The 19,941-nt window shown below is 61.9% G+C and carries 16 protein-coding genes and 2 tRNA genes; 14 read left to right on the top strand and 4 right to left on the bottom strand.

What is annotated here, in order from left to right; genetic code table 11:
- The first annotated feature begins 35 nt into the window (after positions 1-35).
- The 3 genes from DW645_RS03945 to DW645_RS03935 all read left to right on the top strand — a co-directional run bounded on the left by DW645_RS03945 (position 36) and on the right by DW645_RS03935 (position 3,088).
- The gene (locus DW645_RS03945) at positions 36-1,466 is read left to right on the top strand and encodes a PTS transporter subunit EIIC (RefSeq protein WP_118226388.1); all 1,431 of its coding nucleotides are present in this window, start codon (positions 36-38) and stop codon (positions 1,464-1,466) included.
- A 117-nt stretch (positions 1,467-1,583) separates the two neighbouring features.
- Positions 1,584-2,636: a MupG family TIM beta-alpha barrel fold protein gene (locus DW645_RS03940; protein ID WP_117803001.1), complete on the top strand. Its 1,053-nt coding sequence runs from the start codon at positions 1,584-1,586 to the stop codon at positions 2,634-2,636.
- 92 nt (positions 2,637-2,728) lie between these two features.
- Positions 2,729-3,088, top strand: a complete 360-nt coding sequence (locus DW645_RS03935) for an arsenate reductase family protein (protein ID WP_118226386.1) — start codon at positions 2,729-2,731, stop codon at positions 3,086-3,088.
- A 134-nt stretch (positions 3,089-3,222) separates the two neighbouring features.
- Here the strand turns inward: DW645_RS03935 and DW645_RS03930 are convergent, their stop codons facing one another.
- Complete coding sequence (locus DW645_RS03930) at positions 3,223-3,633, bottom strand: hypothetical protein (protein ID WP_117564211.1); 411 nt, start codon at positions 3,631-3,633, stop codon at positions 3,223-3,225.
- Positions 3,634-3,899: 266 nt separating this feature from the next.
- Between DW645_RS03930 and DW645_RS03925 the strand changes: the two genes are divergently transcribed.
- From DW645_RS03925 to DW645_RS03900, 6 genes are all read left to right on the top strand, one after another.
- Positions 3,900-3,973: transfer RNA gene (locus DW645_RS03925), tRNA-Gln, on the top strand.
- Between the two features lie 17 nt (positions 3,974-3,990).
- Positions 3,991-4,067, top strand: a tRNA-Glu gene (locus tag DW645_RS03920).
- Positions 4,068-4,164: 97 nt separating this feature from the next.
- The gene (locus DW645_RS03915; protein ID WP_117564212.1) at positions 4,165-5,082 is read left to right on the top strand and encodes a hypothetical protein; all 918 of its coding nucleotides are present in this window, start codon (positions 4,165-4,167) and stop codon (positions 5,080-5,082) included.
- Positions 5,072-5,542 (top strand): SsrA-binding protein SmpB, encoded by a 471-nt coding sequence (gene smpB / locus DW645_RS03910; protein ID WP_006235325.1) that lies wholly within the window; start codon positions 5,072-5,074, stop codon positions 5,540-5,542. The genes DW645_RS03915 and smpB overlap by 11 nt, the downstream gene beginning before the upstream one ends.
- A gap of 207 nt (positions 5,543-5,749) precedes the next feature.
- Positions 5,750-6,253: a flavin reductase family protein gene (locus tag DW645_RS03905; protein WP_055251877.1), complete on the top strand. Its 504-nt coding sequence runs from the start codon at positions 5,750-5,752 to the stop codon at positions 6,251-6,253.
- Between the two features lie 89 nt (positions 6,254-6,342).
- Positions 6,343-6,486 carry a rubredoxin-like domain-containing protein gene (locus DW645_RS03900; protein ID WP_055251878.1) on the top strand — a complete coding sequence of 48 codons (144 nt, stop codon included), beginning with the start codon at positions 6,343-6,345 and terminating at the stop codon, positions 6,484-6,486.
- A 387-nt stretch (positions 6,487-6,873) separates the two neighbouring features.
- Here DW645_RS03900 and DW645_RS03895 read toward each other — a convergent pair whose 3' ends face one another.
- Entirely contained in the window at positions 6,874-8,130 is a 1,257-nt protein-coding gene (locus DW645_RS03895) for an Nramp family divalent metal transporter (RefSeq protein ID WP_118226384.1), read from the bottom strand.
- Positions 8,131-8,456: 326 nt separating this feature from the next.
- Between DW645_RS03895 and gltB the strand changes: the two genes are divergently transcribed.
- The 5 genes from gltB (at position 8,457) to DW645_RS03870 (ending at position 18,927) form a co-directional block, all read left to right on the top strand.
- Positions 8,457-13,154, top strand: coding sequence for a glutamate synthase large subunit (gene gltB / locus DW645_RS03890; protein ID WP_118226382.1), 4,698 nt, complete (start codon positions 8,457-8,459; stop codon positions 13,152-13,154).
- A gap of 5 nt (positions 13,155-13,159) precedes the next feature.
- Positions 13,160-14,641: a glutamate synthase subunit beta gene (locus DW645_RS03885; RefSeq protein ID WP_118226380.1), complete on the top strand. Its 1,482-nt coding sequence runs from the start codon at positions 13,160-13,162 to the stop codon at positions 14,639-14,641.
- Positions 14,642-14,817: 176 nt separating this feature from the next.
- Complete coding sequence (locus tag DW645_RS03880; RefSeq protein ID WP_233540707.1) at positions 14,818-15,930, top strand: IS110 family transposase; 1,113 nt, start codon at positions 14,818-14,820, stop codon at positions 15,928-15,930.
- A 694-nt stretch (positions 15,931-16,624) separates the two neighbouring features.
- Positions 16,625-17,332 (top strand): hypothetical protein, encoded by a 708-nt coding sequence (locus tag DW645_RS03875; protein ID WP_117716907.1) that lies wholly within the window; start codon positions 16,625-16,627, stop codon positions 17,330-17,332.
- 224 nt (positions 17,333-17,556) lie between these two features.
- Positions 17,557-18,927 (top strand): amidohydrolase family protein, encoded by a 1,371-nt coding sequence (locus DW645_RS03870; protein WP_233509051.1) that lies wholly within the window; start codon positions 17,557-17,559, stop codon positions 18,925-18,927.
- Between the two features lie 133 nt (positions 18,928-19,060).
- Here the strand turns inward: DW645_RS03870 and DW645_RS03865 are convergent, their stop codons facing one another.
- Both DW645_RS03865 and DW645_RS03860 read right to left on the bottom strand, forming a co-directional pair.
- Positions 19,061-19,534 (bottom strand): hypothetical protein, encoded by a 474-nt coding sequence (locus DW645_RS03865; protein WP_117716904.1) that lies wholly within the window; start codon positions 19,532-19,534, stop codon positions 19,061-19,063.
- Positions 19,535-19,680: 146 nt separating this feature from the next.
- Positions 19,681-19,941: metal-sensing transcriptional repressor (locus DW645_RS03860; RefSeq protein WP_118226412.1), on the bottom strand; the 261-nt coding region annotated here is incomplete at its 5' end.

The following is a 19,941-nucleotide window of genomic DNA, read 5'->3' as shown; positions in this document are numbered from 1 at the left end:
ACATCCAGACGAGATACCCAATACAAGGAGGAGTTATGACGAACAAAGAGCTGGCTCAAAAGCTGCTGGACCTTTTGGGCGGTAAAGACAACGTGCTGGCAAACGCGGCGTGCATGACGCGCCTGCGCGTGACCGTCAAAGACACGGGCAGCGTCGACACGGAGGGTATTAAGGCACTCGACGGCGTGATGGGCTTGGTCGAGGACGACACGATGCAGATCGTGCTGGGGCCGGGCAAGGTGAATAAGGTGCTCGAGGAGTTCTCCAAGCTCACCGGCCTTGCGAAAGGCGTTGCCGACGAGAGCGTGGTTGACGCTGCGGCCACAAACAAGGCCGCGCAGAAGGCCAAGTACGAGTCCAAGCCGGTTCAGGCCTTCCTCAAGAAGATTTCCAATGTCTTCGTCGCCCTGCTTCCCGGCATCATTGCGGCTGGCCTCATCAACGGTATCTGCAACGTCATTAACGTCTCGACGGCAGGCGCGCTTGCAGGCGAGTGGTGGTACCAGGGCATTCGTTCCATGGGCTGGGCCCTGTTTGCCTATCTGCCCATCTTGGTGGGCTATAACGCGGCACGTGAGTTTGGCGGCTCCGCTGCGCTGGGCGGCATCGCCGGCATGATGTGCATCGCCAACAGTGCCATGCCCCTACTTGCGCCTGGCGCGCCTGATCCTGCCACTGCCATTCTGCTGCCGCTCACCAATGCGCAGTACAACCCCGCAGCGGGCGGTATGATCGCGGCTCTTATCGCTGGCGCATTTTTTGCCTGGATGGAGCGTCAGATTCGCAAGGTTATGCCCAACGCACTCGACACGTTTTTGTCCCCGCTGCTGGTGCTCATCATCGGCGCCTTTGCTCTGATGCTCGTCATCCAGCCGGTTGGCGCATGGCTGACGACTGCCATCTTTAGCGTTTTGACCTTTATCTTCGAGAAGCTGGGCGTCCTGGGCGGCTATATCCTGTCGGCAGGCTTCTTGCCGCTGGTTTCCGTTGGCCTGCATCAGGCGCTCACGCCGATCCACGCTATGCTCAACGATCCCAACGGCGCTACCAAGGGCATCAATTACCTGCTCCCCATCCTTATGATGGCTGGCGGCGGCCAGGTCGGTGCCGGTCTGGCGCTGTACTTTAAGACCAAGAACGCCAAGCTCAAGAAGTACGTCGCAGAGTCCATTCCCGTTGGCATTCTGGGTGTGGGCGAGCCTCTGATGTATGCCGTTACGCTGCCGCTCGTTCGTCCGTTTGTGACGGCCTGCCTGGGTGCTGGATTTGGCGGCGCGCTCGCGGCGCTGCTTCACATCGGCACGGTTTCTCAGGGCGTTTCCGGTCTGTTTGGCTTGCTGATCGTCGTTCCTGGCCAGCAGCTCGGCTACGTTGCCGCTATGCTGCTTGCCTATGCCGCCGGCTTTGTCCTGACGTGGTTCTTTGGCGTCGACGAGCAGAAGATCAACGAGTTCTTTGGCGAGTAGTTTGATATCGCGAGCCGTGTTGCTCAGGGCTCGCGGCGCGCGGCAGATTTCTTGATGCTATGGTTGTGCCGGCGGGGCTAACTGCTCCGCCGGCCTTTTTTAAAGGAGCGTTGTAGCGTGAAAACGGGTATTTCGATTTATCTTTCCAGCCCTCTGCAGGATATTGAGCGGACAATTGAGCGTGGTGCCGCGGCGGGTGCGCGCTATGCGTTCACCTCGCTGCATATTCCCGAGGATGGGGGAGCGGCATATGCCGATAAGGTCCGTCATGTGCTGTCGCTGCTTTCCGCCCGCGGCATTGCGCTCATTGCCGATGTGGGGCCTCGCACGTGCGATTTGCTCGGGCTTGAGCGCATCGAGGACCTGCGCGATCTGGGGTTGGAATACCTTCGTTTGGACTATGGCTTTAGCGCCCAGCGGGTCGCGGAGCTGTCCGGTGTATTTCGCATTGTGGTCAATGCATCGACGGTGAGTTCTGATGAAATCGCATCGTGGCGTGAGGCCGGTGCCGATGTGACTCGTTTTGCCGCCTGCCACAATTTTTACCCCAAGCCTTATACCGGTTTAGCTCTGGAGGACATTGCTCGGATGAATCTTCGTCTTGCGGCGCTTGGATTCGAAATCATGGCTTTTGTGCCGGGTGATGCTAACGTTCGCGGGCCGGTATTCGAGGGACTGCCGACGGTCGAGGCGCAGCGCGGTCGCGCGTCAAAGGTTGCCCTCAACATGCTTGAGCTTGCACATGGCGCCGATTGCGACATTGTGTTGGTCGGCGACCCCGATCTTTCCGATGCGGGCTGGGCGCAGTTTGCTCAAGTTTCCGCCGGATACGTGGACTTGCAATGCGAGCTTGAGCCCGGTTATGCCTATGTACGTGGGCAGATTCATCACGACCGGCCCGATTCGAGCACCCTCATCTTTAGGTCTCAGGAGTCGCGTACGACGCTTAAGCCGGATTCCGTGCCGACGGATGCCGGTGCCGGCCTGTTTCGAAAGGCGGGGTCGATCGCTGTGAGCAATAGCGGCTATGGGCGCTACGAAGGCGAGCTTGAGATTGCGCGGGTCGATCTTCCCGGTGACGAGCGCATGAACGTTGCGGGTCATATCACGCCCGAGGCAATGGAGCTGCTGCCGTTCATCAAACGCGGATTCGGGGTACGGTTCGTTTAGTGTGTGACCCGTGGGCTACAATTGGCCCATCATGCGAAGGCGCCTCGTGTGGCGTGTGCCTGCGTTGGCCGATCTATATTCGGAGGATTCCCATGACCGTACTGTTTGTTGAATATCCCAAGTGCTCGACCTGTAAGAAGGCCAAGGCATGGCTGGACGAACACGGGGTAGAGTATATCGACCGCGATATCGTTTTGGACAATCCCACGGCCGATGAGCTTGCGACCTGGATTGCTCGTTCGGGGCTGCCGGTGCGGCGCTTCTTTAATTCGTCGGGCATGAAATATCGAGAGCTGGGCCTGAAGGCGCGTCTGGATGCGGGCATGACGGATCGGGAGTGCTACGAGCTGCTGGCGACCGACGGCATGCTGGTTAAGCGCCCACTGCTGGTGGGCGACGACTTTGCGATTCCCGGCTTTAGGGAATCGGCTTGGGCCGAGGCGTTGCTGTAGCGGCTGCGGAAAGCGCGACCCGTTTTGAGCTTCGATTACGGGATACGGTTTCCGGTTGAGGGCTCGATGGGAAAGTGGGGACCAGTTTGAGCTTGAAATCTGGGACGCACTTTCCGCCGGCAGGCTTGCCCCAGTCAGTCCTCCAACTGCGCCCATTCGTGCGGATCGTAGACCTTTACGTGCTTGTTGGGCTTGCCGCTCCAGTACTCCTCGTCCATAAAGGGCAGATATGCCTGAACGCCGGGGCAGATAAAGGGGATCCGCTGCTGTTGCAGTCGCTCGCGCTGGCGCTGCTCCAGGTGCGCCTCGGATATGACGGTCGGCATACCGGACAGCTCGACGAGGCTTGCCTGGATTCGCTTAAGGTCGGGGAGTCCCGCGTGCCATGACATCCGCATGATCAAAAAGGATGCACGGCGGTATTTTGCCTGCATCACCGTGATGGCGGGGCGCAGAGTGGGATGGATTTTGTCCCGTTCGGGCCAAAGGTCAGCAGTGATCTCGAGGCCCAGGGTCTCCCATAGGTAATCAAGCTCTTCGTCCATGGCGCCTCGATATCTACGTGATCATTGATACTTCGATTGTGTTGCCTGGTGCTATCGTTTTCGCGGTAGAATCTGCCAACGGTTGACGGCTACCGCTCGCGGCGTTTTGCCCTTCGTGTGCAGCGGTCGACTTCACAGGTCCTTCACGTGTCGGCCGTATTTGACTGAATTTCAAAAAAGTCAAAATTAGGGCTTGCGTCACGGCGGGACTTCCCGTATATTTCTTTCTTGCGCAAAGGCACAGCCGAGCGCAGCGATGCAGTCATTGGGATGTCGTCTAATGGCAGGACAGCGGATTCTGGTTCCGTCAATGGGGGTTCGACTCCCTCCATCCCAGCCATTGCATTTGCTACATATGGCCCGTTCGTCTAGCGGTTTAGGACGCCGCCCTCTCAAGGCGGAGATCACCAGTTCGAATCTGGTACGGGCTACCAAAATTGAACGCCCGGGCCTCGTAAGAGACCCGGGTTTTGTGTATTGACCGATATTTAAGGCGCGCGTTGAGTCTGCCGCCCGGACCGAGGAGTTGTCATGGACCTGCCTATCAGCTTGGAAGACATCACGTATGCCGAGAACTATCTGGCGCAGGGCGACCTGGCTACGGCGACGCCGCTGCTTGAGCGTCTGGTGGAGCTCGCCGAGGAGTATATCGACGCTGAGTGCAAGACGGAGGAGAAGCGCCAGTACTTTAGCTTCGACAGCAAGTTTGAGCGCCTGGCCTATCGCCGCGTGGAGAAGGATCCGCGCGAGCTGGTGCAGGTCGAGGTTCCCTTTGACCGCCTGTACTCCGACATGGCGTTTGCCTACATTCGCCAGCAGGATTATGTGAGTGCTCGGAATGCCCTGATGCAGGCCGTGCGTTGGGATCCCATGAACTGCAACTATCGCTTGGACTTGGCCGAGCTGTTCCGCGCGCTCGAGGACAAGCAGGAGTGGGCATCGCTCTCGTTCTCGGTGCTGGAGCGCGCGAGCGACGGTAAGTGCGCCGCACGTGCCTACACCAACTTGGGTCAGTACTTCTTGGAGCCCGAGACCGAGAACATTTCGGCAGCCGTGGGCTGCGCGCGTCTGGCGCTGCGCCTGGCGCCCAATGATGCGCATACGACGCGCCTGCTCAACAAGATCCATACCACCTATCCGGATGCCGCGGACGAGAGTGACGACCATGTGATGGGTGAGCTCGCCCTGCAGGGCGTGCCGACCTCGCCTTCGGCCGAGATCGCCATCTGCCTGATCATGTGCGCGACCGATGCTGCAAGCGACGGCGACAAGCAGGAGGCTACGCGTCTGACGGTGCGTGCTCGCGATTTGGTGGGCGAGGAGGCCTGCGCGGCGATTATCAAGCTGGTGCGCGAGAGCGATGCCGAGCTTAATGCCGAGCGCAGGGCAAAGCGCGAGGCTGCGGGTTCAAACGCCGATGGCGCCAAGGAGGCCGGCGATGCCCAGTAAGCGCGAGCGCAAGCTCATTTCCAAGAATCGCTCGGCACATCACGAGTACTTTATCGATGAGACGTTTGAGTGCGGTATTGAGCTGAGCGGTACCGAGGTCAAGTCGATTCGCGAGCGCGCGTGCCAGATTACCGATACCTTCGCACTGATTCGTGGTGGGGAGTGCTGGCTCGTCGGCCTGCATATCCACCCTTATAGCCATGGTGGCGTGTGGAATCGCGATCCCGACCGTCGGCGCCGTCTGCTGCTGCACCGCAAGGAGATCGACTTTCTTGACGGCAAACTTCGCAACCGCGGCTATGCGCTGGTGCCGCTGGAGCTCTACTTTAATACCGACGGCCGCGTAAAGCTGCTGCTGGGCCTAGGCCGCGGCAAGAAGCTTTACGACAAGCGCGAGGATATGGCCAAGCGCGATGTCCAGCGCGAGATCGACCGCGCCCTCAAGGAGCGCAATCGCTAGGCGTTCTGTATAAGTTGCGGTGGAATACGGACTGTTTTGCCTGTTTGAGGGGCTATTCAGTCCTTATTTCACCGCAACTGCGGGCGTCTCATCTTGCTTATACTGTTTTGACACATATGTCTCAAAGGTGGTGTCCGTTGTGGACGCCGCCTTTTTGTGGGTACATACATCCATGAGGTTCCAACCCGGGTTAGGGGAGTGATTGTTATGGACAAAACTGCGTTCTTTACCATGCCGAGCGGTCTGTACGTGGTGAGCGCCGCGGCAGACGGGCTGCGCGCCGGCTGCGTCATCAACACTGCGGTGCAGGTGACGTCCATGCCGCCGCGCATTTCGGTTGCCGTGAACAAGGACAACGTCACCTCGGGCGTCATCGCTTCGGCCAAAGCGTTCGCGCTGACCGTGATCGATCAGACCGCCGATATGCTCTACATCGGTAACTTTGGGTTCCGCACCAGCAGCGATTATGACAAGTTTGCCAAATACGAGACCCGCGAGACGGCTCTGGGCATGCCCTATGTGCCCGAGCACGCGGCGGCCCTGTTTAGCTGCCATTTGATCGACACTGTGGATGTTGGCACGCATCTACTGTTTATCGGCGAGGTCGAGGATGCCGAGCGCTTGAGTGACGAGACGCCGCTCACCTACGATTACTACCATAAGGTCCTGAAGGGCAAGACGCCTCCGAAGGCGTCCTCGTATCAAGGCTAGAAATGTTTTAAAAATACTTGCATTATATTATTGAGAATCTATACTGATAAATGAAGTACATCACCAGTCGCGTTTGAGAGGAGAACATCATGGCTGAGGAGAAGAAGACGTATAAGTTCGTGTGCGTCGTTTGCGGTTACGAGGTTGAGGTCGATACGCCCGAGCTGCCCGAGGATTATGTGTGCCCGGTGTGCGGCGTCGGTCCCGATCAGTTTGAGCTCGTCGAGGAGTAGCTCGCAGACACACGGCGAAAGCCGAACATAGCTCTGTCCAAGGGCCTCGGTCGAATTCTCGGCCGGGGCCCTTTTCCTCCGCCCGCAAGGGATCACGGTTGCTGTTGGCCGATCCTGTCTGTTGTGAGTCCGGCCGACCTTTTGTCTTAATCTGTAACGTCTAACGGCTCAAAACGGGTCTTCCTGTTACAGATCGAGACAAACCAAAACCGTCCGGAAGAAGATCTCAATCTGTAACATCTAACGGTGGAAATTGGGTCCACTTGTTACAGATTGAGACAAACGGAGCTGTCCTTCGGAATGATCTCGATCTGTAACATCTAGACATCAAAAGCGGGTCTAGATGTTACAGATCGAGACATTTGCCTGGGCAGGTGTCCCGCCCCATTACATCCCTGTCAACAACACGACATCGAGAATCGTCACGACGACACCGATCCCTACGAGCAACGCGTTGAGCGGGCGCGAATTGGCGTATTTGCCCATGACGCGGGGTGAACTGGTGAGCCGTATGAGCACAAAGACCGTAATCGGCAGTTGAAGCGACAGCAGTGCCTGACTCCAGATGAGACCTTCAAAAGGATTTGAGACGACCAGGCATGCCGTCACTGCGCCGACGAAACAGGCCGCCACCCCGATCGAGGAATGCCGGTCGTGGATGTCGTATTCCTCGTCGAACATGCCCGCGGTGATGGTGCCCGCCGCCATGCCCGCCGTCACGCTACTCGAGAGGCCCGCGAACAGCAGCGCTACCGCAAAGATGGTCGAGCTCGCCGGGCCCAAGATGGGGGAGAGCGTGGCCGCTGCGACGGCGAGGTCGTCTACGACCATGCCGTGCGCAAAGAAGGTCGTTGCGGCCAGGATGACCATGGCCGAGTTGATTGCCCAGCCCACGCCCATCGAAAAGAGCGTGTCGAAGAGCTCGTAGCGCAGACGCTCTTCGATAACCTGCTCGCCTTGGCCTTCGAAGTGCATGGATTGGATGACCTCGGAGTGCAGAAAAAGGTTGTGGGGCATAACGACCGCACCCAGGACACTCACGATAATCGCGGCAGAGCCAGTGGGCATACTGGGCGTGATCCAGCTTGCGGCGGCTTGCGGCCAGTCGACCTTGACTAGTGCAAGCTCGGCCAAAAACGAGAGTCCTACCACGCCTACGAAGGCGATGATCCAGCGTTCGGCATGCTTGTAGGAGTTCGTCATGAGCATCGCCATCGATACTGCCGCCACGATGACGCAGCCCGCGCGCACGGGCAGCCCAAAGAGCATTTGAAGGGCAATCGCGCCGCCCAGGACTTCGGCCATGGCGGTGGCGATGGTCGCGAGATAGGCGCTGGCGAGCACCGTACGCCCGACGAAGCGGGGGAGGTAACGTGTCGTGGCCTCGGCAAGGCAGGCGCCCGTGGCGATACCCAGGTGCGCCGCGTTGTGCTGCAGCACGATGAGCATAATCGTGGACAGCGTGACGATCCACAGCAGCGCGTAGCCAAACTGCGAGCCCGCGGCCATATTGGAGGCCCAGTTGCCCGGGTCGATAAAGCCGACGGTCACGAGCAGCCCGGGGCCGATATGCCGCGCAATGTCTAGGCCTCCGTGACCACCAGTGCGTCGGGAGCCAAAATGATGTTTGAGATGGTTGATCATGGTGCGCTCCTGCGTGCCGTTTGCTTGACGCCGCAAAGGATACCCGTTTTAGGCTAAAAAGTTAACCAAGACTAACAAAATATTGGTCCAGCGGGGATTGGTTGGTGCATTGGGGACATGCTGTTCTGCTCCAAAAGGTGTACGTCAGCCTCCAAAGATGTCGTTTTTTGACATGTTTGGAGGCTGATGTACGCGTTTGATGGCAAGACGTAGATGTCCCGCGTGCGTTACGCGATTGTTTCGAAACGGGCGGGAAACACAGCGGGCCGGCGATGCCCCTAGTATGCCTATTCAACTGACTGTCTCATATCTAGGGGAGGATCGCGATGCAGGCAGATTCCGCTCAGCAGCAGGGCCTTTATCGCCCCGAATTCGACCACGATGCATGCGGCATCGGCGCGCTTGCCGATATCAACGGAGAGCGCCATCACCAGATCCTGGACGATGCACTGTCCATTCTGGTCAACTTGGAGCACCGCGGTGGCACGGGACTCGAGAAGAACACCGGCGATGGCGCTGGCATCCTGTTCCAGGTTCCGCATCACTTTTTTCGTAAAGAGGCTCAAAAGTGCGGCCAGATTCTGCCGGCAGAGGGCGACTATGGCGTGGCCATGCTGTTCTTCCCGCAGGACGACAAGGGCGTAGAGGATGCCCGCCGTGTGTTTGAGGAAGGCTGTGCCGAGGCCGGCGTGCCGCTGCTCTTTTGGCGTGAGGTGCCGGTCGACCCGCACGACCTGGGCGAGACGGCCCGCGCCTGCATGCCCACCATCTTGCAGGCTTTCCTGGGCCGCCCCGACGACACGCCCGCCGGCGATGCCTTCGAGCGTCGCCTGTACGTGTGCCGCCGCACTATCGAGAAAAAGGCCGACGACGAGTTTGCCCTGCGCGACAAGATCTTCTATGTGTGCTCCATGAGCTCGCGCACCATCGTGTACAAGGGCATGCTGGTCGCCACGCAGATGCGTCGCTTCTTCATCGACCTCAACGACGCCGCCGTCAAGACGGCCGTGGCGCTCGTCCACTCGCGCTACTCCACCAACACCACGCCCAGCTGGGAGCGCGCGCACCCCAACCGCTTTATCATCCACAACGGCGAGATCAACACCCTCAAGGGCAACGTCAACTGGATTCGCGCCCGCGAACCCAACCTGTACAGCCCTGTGCTGCAGCACGATCTTGAGCGCGTGATGCCCATCATCAACCGCGAGGGTTCCGACTCCGCGATTCTGGACAACGTGCTCGAGTTCCTGGTCATGAACGGTCGCCCGCTCACGCGCGTCGCGTCCATGTTGCTGCCCGAGCCGTGGGACCACAACGACAGCCTGAGCGAGGAGCGCCGCGCCTACGACGCTTACCAGTCCATGCTCATGGAGCCGTGGGATGGCCCGGCGGCCATCGCCTTTACCGACGGTCGCACGCTGGGCGCCGCCCTCGACCGTAACGGCCTGCGTCCCGCCCGCTACTATGTGACGCGCGACGGTTGCTTTATGCTGGCAAGCGAGGTGGGCACCATCGAGGTAAGCCCCGAGAACATCCTGACGAGCGGCTGTCTGGGGCCGGGCCAGATGCTCGAGGTCGACTTTGCCCGCGGCCGCGTCATCTACAACGACGAGCTGCGCGCCCGTTACGCCAAGGAAAAGCCCTACCGTGATTGGATTGCCGAGGAGACGCTGGCCGTCGACGCGCTCGATAGGCCCGCCGCGGCAACGCCCGCCGAGGACGCCGAGGTGCCTGCCACCGTGCGTATGGCCAAGCTCGGCTACCACTGGGATGACGTCGACGAGGTCGTGCGTCCCATGGCCCAGCAGGGCAAGGCCCCGCTCGCCTCGATGGGCATCGACGCGCCGCTGGCCTGCCTGTCCAAGAAGACGCGCTCCTTCTACGACTATTTCTATCAGCTGTTCGCCCAGGTCACGAACCCATCCATCGACGCCTTGCGCGAGCATATGGTCACCTCGACCACGCTCTACCTGGGCAACCACGGCAACCTGCTCGAGGACTCCCGTACGGCCTGCCAGCTGGTGCGCCTGGAGCGTCCGCTGCTGAGCGAGGAGGAGTTTGACCGCATCTGCGCTATCGACCGCGTGGGCTTTAAGCCCCGCCGTTTCCGTGCCGTCTACCGCCGCGATGCCGGCGAGGGCACGCTGCAGGCTGCGCTCAAGCAGCTTGCAGAGGACGTTGAGGCTGCGGTCCGCGATGGCGCGAACATCGTGGTGTTGAGCGATCGTGCCGCTGCGGGCGAGGTGCCCGTGCCGTCGCTGCTCGCCGTGGGCTGCGTGCACAACCACCTGATCCGCGCCGGCGTGCGTACCTTTGCCGACATCGTGGTGGAGTGCGGCGACGCCGTGTCCCCGCACGACTTTGCGGCGCTGGTGGGCTACTCCGCGAGCGGCATCTATCCGTACAACGCACACGCGTGCATCCGCGATCTGGCGGCACGCGGCGACCTGGACGTGACGGCCGAGCAGGGCATCGCCAACTACAACAAGGCTGCGACCGCCGGCATCGTTTCCATCATGTCTAAGATGGGCATCTCCACGGTGCAGAGCTACCATTCGGCGCAGGTCTTCGAGGCCGTGGGCTTTACGCCGGAGTTCGTCAACGCGTACTTCGCCGGCACGGTGAGCCGTGTGGGCGGTATGGGTGTCGAGGACGTCGAGCGCGACCAAAACGAGCGCTACGACGCCGCGCTCGCTATCCTTAAGAGCCCGGCTCCCGATCAGCTGCCCACGCTGGGCCTGACCAAGTGGCGCCCGCTCGGCGGCGAGGATCACCTGATCGACCCTCAGGCTGTCTACCTGCTGCAGACCGCCTGCCGCGAGGACAGCTACGACACCTTTAAGGAGTACAGCGCCCGCCTGCACCGCACCGGCCGTGCCGTGCGCCTGCGCGACCTGCTGGACTTTAATGCCAGCGGCCGTACCCCGGTGGCACTCGACGAGGTCGAGCCCGCGTTCAACATTGTCCGCCGCTTTAACACTGGCGCCATGTCGTATGGCTCCATCAGTAAGGAAGCACACGAGTGCATGGCCATCGCCATGAACCGCCTGCACGGCCGTTCCAACTCCGGCGAGGGCGGTGAGGACCCGCGTCGCGAGACCCCGCTGGCCAACGGTGACTCAAAGAACTCCGCGATCAAGCAGGTGGCAAGTGCGCGCTTTGGCGTGACGAGCCGCTACCTGTGCAGCGCCTTCGAGATTCAGATCAAGATGGCCCAGGGCGCCAAGCCCGGCGAGGGCGGACACCTCCCCGGCAAGAAGGTCTACCCCTGGATCGCCGAGGTCCGTCAGTCCACGCCCGGCATCGGCCTGATCTCGCCTCCGCCGCATCACGACATCTACTCTATCGAGGACTTGGCCGAGCTCATCTTCGACCTCAAGAACGCCAACCCCGGCGCACGCGTGTCGGTCAAGCTGGTCAGCGAGGCCGGCGTCGGCACCATCGCCACCGGCGTTGCCAAGGGCGCTGCCGACAAGATCTTGATCAGCGGCCACAACGGCGGCTCGGGTGCCGCTGCGCGCGATTCCATCTGGCATGCGGGTCTGCCGCTGGAGCTCGGTCTTGCCGAGGCTCAACAGACGCTGCTGCAAAACGGCCTGCGCTCGCGCGTGGTGCTCGAGGCCGACGGCAGGCTCATGGACGGCACCGATGTCGCCGTCGCCTGCTTGCTGGGCGCCGAGGAGTTTGGCTTTGCGACCATGCCGCTCATCTCCATGGGTTGCCTCATGCAGCGTGACTGTCAGCAGGATACCTGCCCGGCCGGCATCGCCACGCAAAACTGCCGCCTGCGTCACGGCTTCCGCGGTAAGCCCGAGCACGTTGAGCGCTTTATGCTCTTTGTGGCCGAGCAGCTGCGCGAGGTTATGGCGAGCCTGGGTTTCCGCACCGTCGACGAGATGGTCGGCCACCCCGAGTGCTTGCGCCAGATCGAGGTCCCGGGCAACCGCAAGGCCAACCTGCTCGATCTGTCGCCCGTGCTGGCGAGCGCGACCTGCGAGTTTGGTGCCCATATCCCGGGTGCCGACGGTCGTCACTTCCTGCCGCAGATGGCTGCCGACAGCGAGCTCGACAAGACGCTCGACTCCACGTTGTTCGTGCCCTATACGGCCGATGCCCGTGCGCACCTGCGTCCGATTCGCTTCCGCGCCGATATCGCTAACGTCAACCGTTGCGTGGGCACCATCTTGGGCAACGCGGTGACCAAGGCACATCCCGAGGGCTTGCCCGTCGGCTCCATCACCGTCGATTGCGATGGTTCGGCCGGTCAGAGCTTTGGCGCGTTCCTGCCGCGCGGCATTACGCTCAACGTGTGCGGCGACGCCAACGACTACTTTGGAAAGGGCCTTTCGGGCGGCGAGGTGTCGGTGCGCCCCAACCCGCATGCGACCTACAAGTTCGACGAGAACATCATCGTGGGCAACGTTGCGTTCTTTGGCGCCACGAGCGGCCGCGGCTTCATTAACGGTCTGGCAGGCCAGCGCTTTGGCGTGCGCAACTCCGGTGCCACCGTGGTGGTCGAGGGCTGCGGCAACCATGGCTGCGAGTACATGACAGGCGGTCTGGCGCTCATCTTGGGCGAGGTCGGGCAGAACTTCGCCGCCGGTATGACGGGTGGCGTGGCCTATGTCTTTGACCAGTATGGCACGCTCAGTGCCCGCGTGAACCACGAGAGCGTGGAGCTCAAGGCCCCGACGGCCGGCGAGCTGGCACAGATTCGCGAGCTCATCCAAGAGCACGTGGACGCGACGCAGAGCCCGCGCGGCATCAAGCTGCTCTACAGCTTTGAGACGATGAGCAAGCACTTCGTGAAGGTCATTCCGACCGAGTACGAGCGTGTGCTGGCGATTGTCGCCGCCGCCGAGGCCGTCGGCAAGACGCATGCGCAGGCAGAGGAGCTGGCGTTTGACATCGTGACCGGTCGCGCGAGCGCTGCGGATGTCGCTCGCTTCGATGCTGCGGGCGGTGCTGCGGGCGCTGCGTCCGTGGCTGCCAGCCCTGTTGCTTCGACCAAGAAGGAGGCGTAAGTGCCATGGGTAAGCCCGGTGCTTTTCTTGATATCGACCGCGTGGCCCACGAGCTGCGTCCCGTGGAGGAGCGCAGTCATGATTTTGATCCCCTGTATGTGGAGCTCGATGACGACACACGTCGCGCCCAGGCGAGCCGCTGCATGATGTGCGGCGTGGCGTTTTGCCAGATGGGCGCGAGCTTTGGCAAGGCACGTCCGAGCGGCTGCCCGCTGCACAACTTGATTCCCGAGTGGAACGAGCTGGTGTACCGCGGCCGCTGGGATGAGGCTGCCGAGCGCCTGTCGCTCACCTCGCCCATGCCTGAGTTCACGAGCCGCGTGTGCCCGGCACTGTGCGAGGCCGCGTGCAACCTGGGCTCGGTCGACGGCCAACCCACGACGATTCACGATAACGAGCGTGCGATCAGCGACCATGAGTGGGCCAACGGCGGCCCACGTCGCTTTGAGCCGGCAGGGGAGGACGCGCCCTCGGTCGCCGTGGTTGGTTCCGGCCCGGCTGGCCTGGTGGCAGCATGGGAGCTTGCACGTCGCGGTGCCCGCGTGACGGTGTTTGAGCGCGACGACCGCCCCGGCGGCCTACTCATGTACGGCATTCCCAACATGAAGCTCGAGAAGTCTGTGGTCGAGCGTCGTGTGGCGCTCATGCGCGAGCTGGGTATTGTGTTCGAGCTGGGCGCCGACGTGACGGACCCTGCGGTGGCGGCCAAGCTCAACGGCTTTGACGCTGTGGTGGTGGCTGCTGGCGCCCGTGCCCCGCGCGGTCTTTCGGCTACGAACGTGGACGCCCCGGGCGTGGTGTACGCCGTGGACTATCTGACGGCTTCGACCGTGTCGGTTCTCGACGGCGGCGAGCTCGCGGTCGATGCGCGTGGCCTGGACGTTGTGGTCATTGGCGGCGGCGATACCGGTAACGACTGTGTGGGTACCGCGGTGCGTCAGGGCGCGCGCAGCGTGCGCCAGTTTGAGTTCTTGCCGGCTGCGCCCGATAAGCGCGCGGCGAGCAACCTCTGGCCGCAGTGGCCCAACGTTAAGAAGACCGACTACGGCCAGCAGGAGGCTATCGCTGCGATGGGTGGTGAGATGCGTGCCTGGGGCGTGGATACGCTCGAGGTGCTGTTGGACAAGAAGGGTGCGGCTGCGGGTCTGCGCGTGGTCGATCTGGACTGGTCGGCGGGAAAGCCCGAGCGCATCGCGGGCTCCGAGCACGAGGTGCCGGCGCAGCTGGTGCTCATTGCCTGCGGCTTTACGGGTCCGGAGCACGGCGTGTTCGATGCGGTGAGCGTGCCTGTTGCCATCGCTGGTCGTCCGCTGCCGGTGATGGCTGCCGAGGGCTCGCATCTCGCGGCTCGCACGGAGGGCGTCGCCGCGGATGCCGCGCCGGTGTATGTTGCCGGTGACGCTCGCAACGGCAGCTCGCTCGTGGTGAACGCTATGGCCGACGCCTTGGCCTGCGCTGCCGAAGTCGCCGACGCGCTGGCGCTGTAAGGCTGCTGCCCACAGCTGAATCGTCAAGGGCTGTCCCCAACGGCCGGCACAGACGATATGAGCAGGACATAAAACATTGAGAGCCCCTGCTGCATGAAAGACCGCGGATTAGGCCGACAATGGTGAGTGTCTAATTCAGCCGCGGCGGCCACGCCGCATTCATGGAAGGGGCTCCCATGCTCGATACTACCACCTTCATCGGCCTCGACGTCCACGCCCGCTCGATAAAGGCCGTCTCCCTCGACGTCATGACCGGGGAGGTACGTGCCGCGACCTTCGGCTACGACGCCGGCGCCGTCGCGGAGTGGGTCCGCTCCGTGGACCCCAGGGCCAGGTGCGTGTACGAGTCCGGGGTCACGGGCTTCGACCTGCAGAAGAGGCTCTCCGGCCTGGGGGTCGACTGCGTGGTCGGCGCCGTCTCGAAGATGATCAAGCCCAGCGCGGACAGGCGCAGGAAGAACGACCGCAACGACGCCGAGTTCCTCGCCCGCATGCTGTCGGTCGGCAACGTGGTCGAGGTGTGGGTCCCCGACGACGAGTGCGAGGCCGCCCGCGACCTGACCAGGGCGCTCGAGGACGCGAGGGACGACCTCTCGCGCTCGAAGCAGCGGCTCTCCAAGTTCCTGCTCAGGCACGGGCTCGCCTTCGACGAGAGGACGCCCACCGGCCGCAGGAAGGGCAACTGGACCCGGGCGCACTGGTCCTGGATCGAGTCGATAAGGTTCGCGGAGAGGGCCGACAACGACGCGCTCGCCTACTACGTCGACGCGGTCAGGCGGGCGGCGGAGGAGAAGGCGAGGCTCGAGGGGCTCGTCGGGGCCGAGGCCCGCAAGCCCAGGTGGAGGAGGAGGGTCGACTCCCTCCGCTGCCTCAAGGGCGTCGACACCGCGACCGCCGCCGACCTCGTGTTCGAGGCCGGCGAGTTCTCGAGGTTCAGGAACGCCCGCTCGTTCGCGGCGTGGGTCGGCCTGACGCCCTCCGAGCACTCCAGCGGGGAGAGCGACCGCAGGGGCGCGATCACCAAGGCCGGCAACAAGCACCTGAGAAAGACGCTGGTCGAGGCCGCGTGGCACTACCTGACGTGCTCGGGGCGGCCGAAGGACCTCGCCAAGGGCCAGGCCCCGGACCGGAGCGCCCGGAGGCATGCCGCCAAGGGCGTGCGGAGGCTGGTCGACAGGCGGGAGGCGCTGCTCGCGCGCGGGGTCCACGGCAACAAGGCGAACGTCGCCACGGCGCGCGAGCTCGCCTGCTGGGTGTGGGCGGTCGGCCTCATGGCCGAGGAGGCGTAGGGGGCGGTCCCCCGCACATAAGCCAGTCACCCCGGAAGCGGTTCGATCCGAAGCCGTTGAGGCGAACCTCAGGTCCCTTTTCTGCGAGCGCCCAGGGCGCCACACGCGTGCACAGACTGTCGGTTCGACGTAGAAGCCTCAGCCGTAGCAACGGATTGCCCAGCGAGAGATCGCCACGGGCGGATATTAAACTGCAAAGACGGGCGTCGGTAAGACACGCCGAGGTCGCCGCGGACGGGTTGATATAGGGAGAGGGCCTGACCCCATATCGTTGGGGCCAGGCCCGATTTTGCCTCTTGACAATGTCCTGCTCATATTAAAAGGAACGTCCCTAAGTGCCGCCTAAGTGCCGGCAGTTAGGGACGTTCCTTTTCTGTCGGCACTCGGGGACACTCCTTGCGGATTTGCGAGCAGTTTGCTCGTTTGTCGACGTACGGATGTTCATTTGTCGACTTCTCGGGCTGTGGTCACCTGTTGTTTCTGTGGTGGCTGCGGGCATCTGGCTCAAAAGGGCGGGTTGGCCGTCTATGTCTACCTGCGGTTTTGTTGCGGTGCGCATTTTCGATCAAGCTTTTCGTCAAGTGTTTGGTCAGTATCTGGTTTGCAGTCGGAGGCCTATTTTGCCCGCGCTGGTCGTGGCTGCCCACCTTCCTCGTAAGCTCAAATTGAGGTCCATCAGTTTGAGGAGGATGCCATGACTGACCACGCTTTTGACCGAGCAGAGCTAGCCGAAGCCGTCGGCAACGATATTGCCGACATGGCCCATTTTTGGATGCTGCGGAAGTTCCAGTTTTTGGAGCCGGCGCGCGAACAGTTCGAGATCATTGTCGACCCGTGGCTCAGCTATTGCACCGAGCCTTCGCAAAACGAAATCATGGCCTACAACATGGCATTTACCGATTGGCTGCTCTTCGAGCGCCCCTATCGCCATGGCAAGACGCTGCTCGAGCTGTATGTTGACGAGCCGCCGGCATCGCTTTCGCCTGCCTCGCTCAAGCGGCTCGAGCAGGTACGCGACACGCAGTATTTCTCGCGCTTTGGCATTTTGGACAAGGATCCTGCGAACGGCATGGTTGCGCTGAAGGACACACGCACCGATCATCGCTTTGATGTCTACGATCCGCATATCGTGCAGAAGGAGCACTGGAGTGACGGCGCGATTGCGGTGCGCCTCGCCTGCGTCGACGATGTCTGGCTTACGGCGGGACAGCTCTACCTGTATGACATCGCGCGGCTGAGCGATACGGCGGTCGATGGGCCGGGTGCGGTGCATCCGGAGGACCTGCAGGACGGCTTTGACACCTCGTGCATCAGCTTCTTCTTGCGTCTGGTCCGCGACATCATGGGCGCCCAGGGGCGGTACGTAAAGTCGCTCAACATCTACGAGCAGGAGTGGGAGTAGGAGCTGCTGATAAGTCTCGATGTGTAACGTTTAACGGCCTGGGGGGGCGGCCTAACTGTTACAGATTGAGGTGTTTCGTCAGCACGGCCGAAGTATCGCCACGCTGTCTCCGTTTGCCCTCACATCTCTCTCGTCCCTCCGTTAACCGATATGCTCGACTTTAGGTCGCTGCATTGGGTGATAATGGACAAATGTTCAAGTTAATCGTGAGGGAGGAGCTCGATATGGCATCTGCCGATCGTCCCACATTGTTTATCAATGCGACCGTTCTGGATGGTTCGGAGCATATGGAGCCGCAGCCCGATATGGCCGTGGTCGTCGAGCGTGGCATCATCACCTGGATGGGACCGAGCGCTGTGGCCCAAGCTCCAGCGGGGGCCGAGGTCATCGACCTGGCAGGGGCGTATCTCATGCCGGGCCTCATCAATATGCACGTGCATCTGTGCGGTTCGGGCAAGCCGGTCTCGGCGGGTGATGCGGGCGCGCTGATGAAGAAGCTCGACAATCCCGTGGGCCGCGCCATCGTTCGCCACATCCTCAAAGGCAGCGCCCAACAGCAGCTGGCAAGCGGCGTGACTACGGTGCGCGGTGCGGGTGACCCGCTGTTTGCCGACATCGCCGTGCGCGATGCTATCGATGCCGGCAAGTATCAGGGTCCGCGTCTGGTAGCGCCGGGAACGGGCGTTACAGTGCCGGGTGGCCACGGCGCGGGGCTGTTCGCGCAGGTCGCCAATACGCCCGACGAGGCGGCCGAACAGGTGCGCGACTTGTACGCTCGTGGTGCCGACGTCATCAAGTTGTTCGTGACGGGTGGCGTGTTCGACGCGACCGAAGTTGGCGAGCCGGGCGTGCTGCGCATGCCGATCGATGTTGCCGCGGCGGCGTGCAAGGCGGCGCACGAGGTGGGCCTGCCGGTTATGGCTCATGTCGAGAGCACCGAGGGCGTGAAGGCCGCGCTTGAGGCCGGGGTCGACACGATCGAGCACGGTGCCCCGATGACGCCCGAGATCCTGGAGCTGTATCGCGGCGCCGCGGGCACACAGCTCGAGGGACGCGCGCCGAGCGTGACCTGCACGATCAGCCCGGCGCTGCCGTTTGTATTGCTCGACCCGGAAAAGACCCATTCGACCGATACACAAAAGAAGAACGGCGACATCGTGTGCTCGGGCATCATCGAGAGCGCCCGTGCCGCGCTGGAAGCTGGCATTAAGGTGGGCCTGGGCACGGACTCAAGCTGCCCGTTCGTGACGCAGTACGACATGTGGCGTGAGGTGGCCTATTTTGCCAAGTATGTCGGTGTGAGCAACGCCTTCGCGCTGCATACGGCTACGCAAGTCAACGCCGAGCTGCTGGGGCTGGGCGGCGAGACCGGTACGATCGAGTGCGGCAAGGCCGCCGATATCCTGGTGACGCGCAAGAATCCGCTCGATGACCTGTGCACTCTGCGTGAGCCGACGCATGTGATGTGTCGCGGTGATTTGGTACGCAAGCTCAAGGTGAAGCGTATTCCCGAGGTGGACGCCGAGCTCGACGCGATTATGGCCATGCCTGCCGAAGCGCTGGCTGAGGAGCTGGCCCGCGACGGTGTGGCGTAGATGTGACAAAGGGGCAGCTCCGTTGCCGCATGCAAAAAGCTGAGGTCTCAACACGAGGCCTCGGCTTTTTTATCGAACAAATACTTAAGATTTGGGACAAACAAACCTGATTAATTTGTCCCGCGTGCGGGCGTTAGGAGCGGGTTTCCATCTTGGCGTGGCACTTGGGGCAGGTGACGCGGATCTTGCCTTTGCCCTTGGGGACGGAGAGCATCTGGCCGCAGTTGGGGCACTTGAGGTATGCTGTGGTCTTGCGACCCTTCCACATCTTCTTGGCCGTGCGCTTGGCACGCTCAAAGTCTTCCTTGCTGGTACCGGCCGTGCGCGAGGCGTTGGCAGCCGCGGCGCCGCTACCCAAGCTCGCTACGAACTTGCCCAGGCCGGGGACGTTAGCGGTCGCGGCGACAAAGGCCGCGTTTTCCTTGCGACGTGCGTCGATGTTTTTGGACAGGCCGCGCAGCACGCCAATCACGATTACGGCGATGGCAATCCAGCTGAGCCACTGGATATGGGCTATCGATCCGATCATCGCGATGACGATGCCGACAAAGCCCATAACGATGGTGAGCTCATCGGCGCCATTGCGGCCCTTCATAAAGTCATTCATGCAAATTGCCTTTCGTTCGATATGCTGCACGCCTTTATACCCGATTTAGAGCAAGGGGGACAGGTCAATCTGTACCAAGGTGGTGCAAACATACCTGTCCCCGATGCACCAAGAAGGTGCAAAGCAGTCCGTCCCCAATGCCCCAATTACTTGGAGAGCTTGTCGACGACGCGTTCGATCTCGGCGAGCTTGGCGGCCTTGAGGTCTTCGTCGCCCGATTCGATTGCCGAAGTCACGCAGCCCTCGATATGCGCCTTGAGCACGTCGGCGTTGATGCGCGCAATGAGCGCCTGCGTTGCCATGAGCTGCGTGGAAATATCGACGCAGTAACGGTCCTCATCGACCATCCGCAAGATGCCGTCGATCTGGCCGCGTGCCGTCTTGAGCATGCGGGTTACCGATTTGTG

Origin of the sequence: Collinsella sp. AM23-17 (assembly GCF_003470945.1) — a bacterium.
Classification (GTDB): domain Bacteria; phylum Actinomycetota; class Coriobacteriia; order Coriobacteriales; family Coriobacteriaceae; genus Collinsella; species Collinsella aerofaciens_O.
This window is presented reverse-complemented; position numbering and strand designations above follow the sequence as displayed.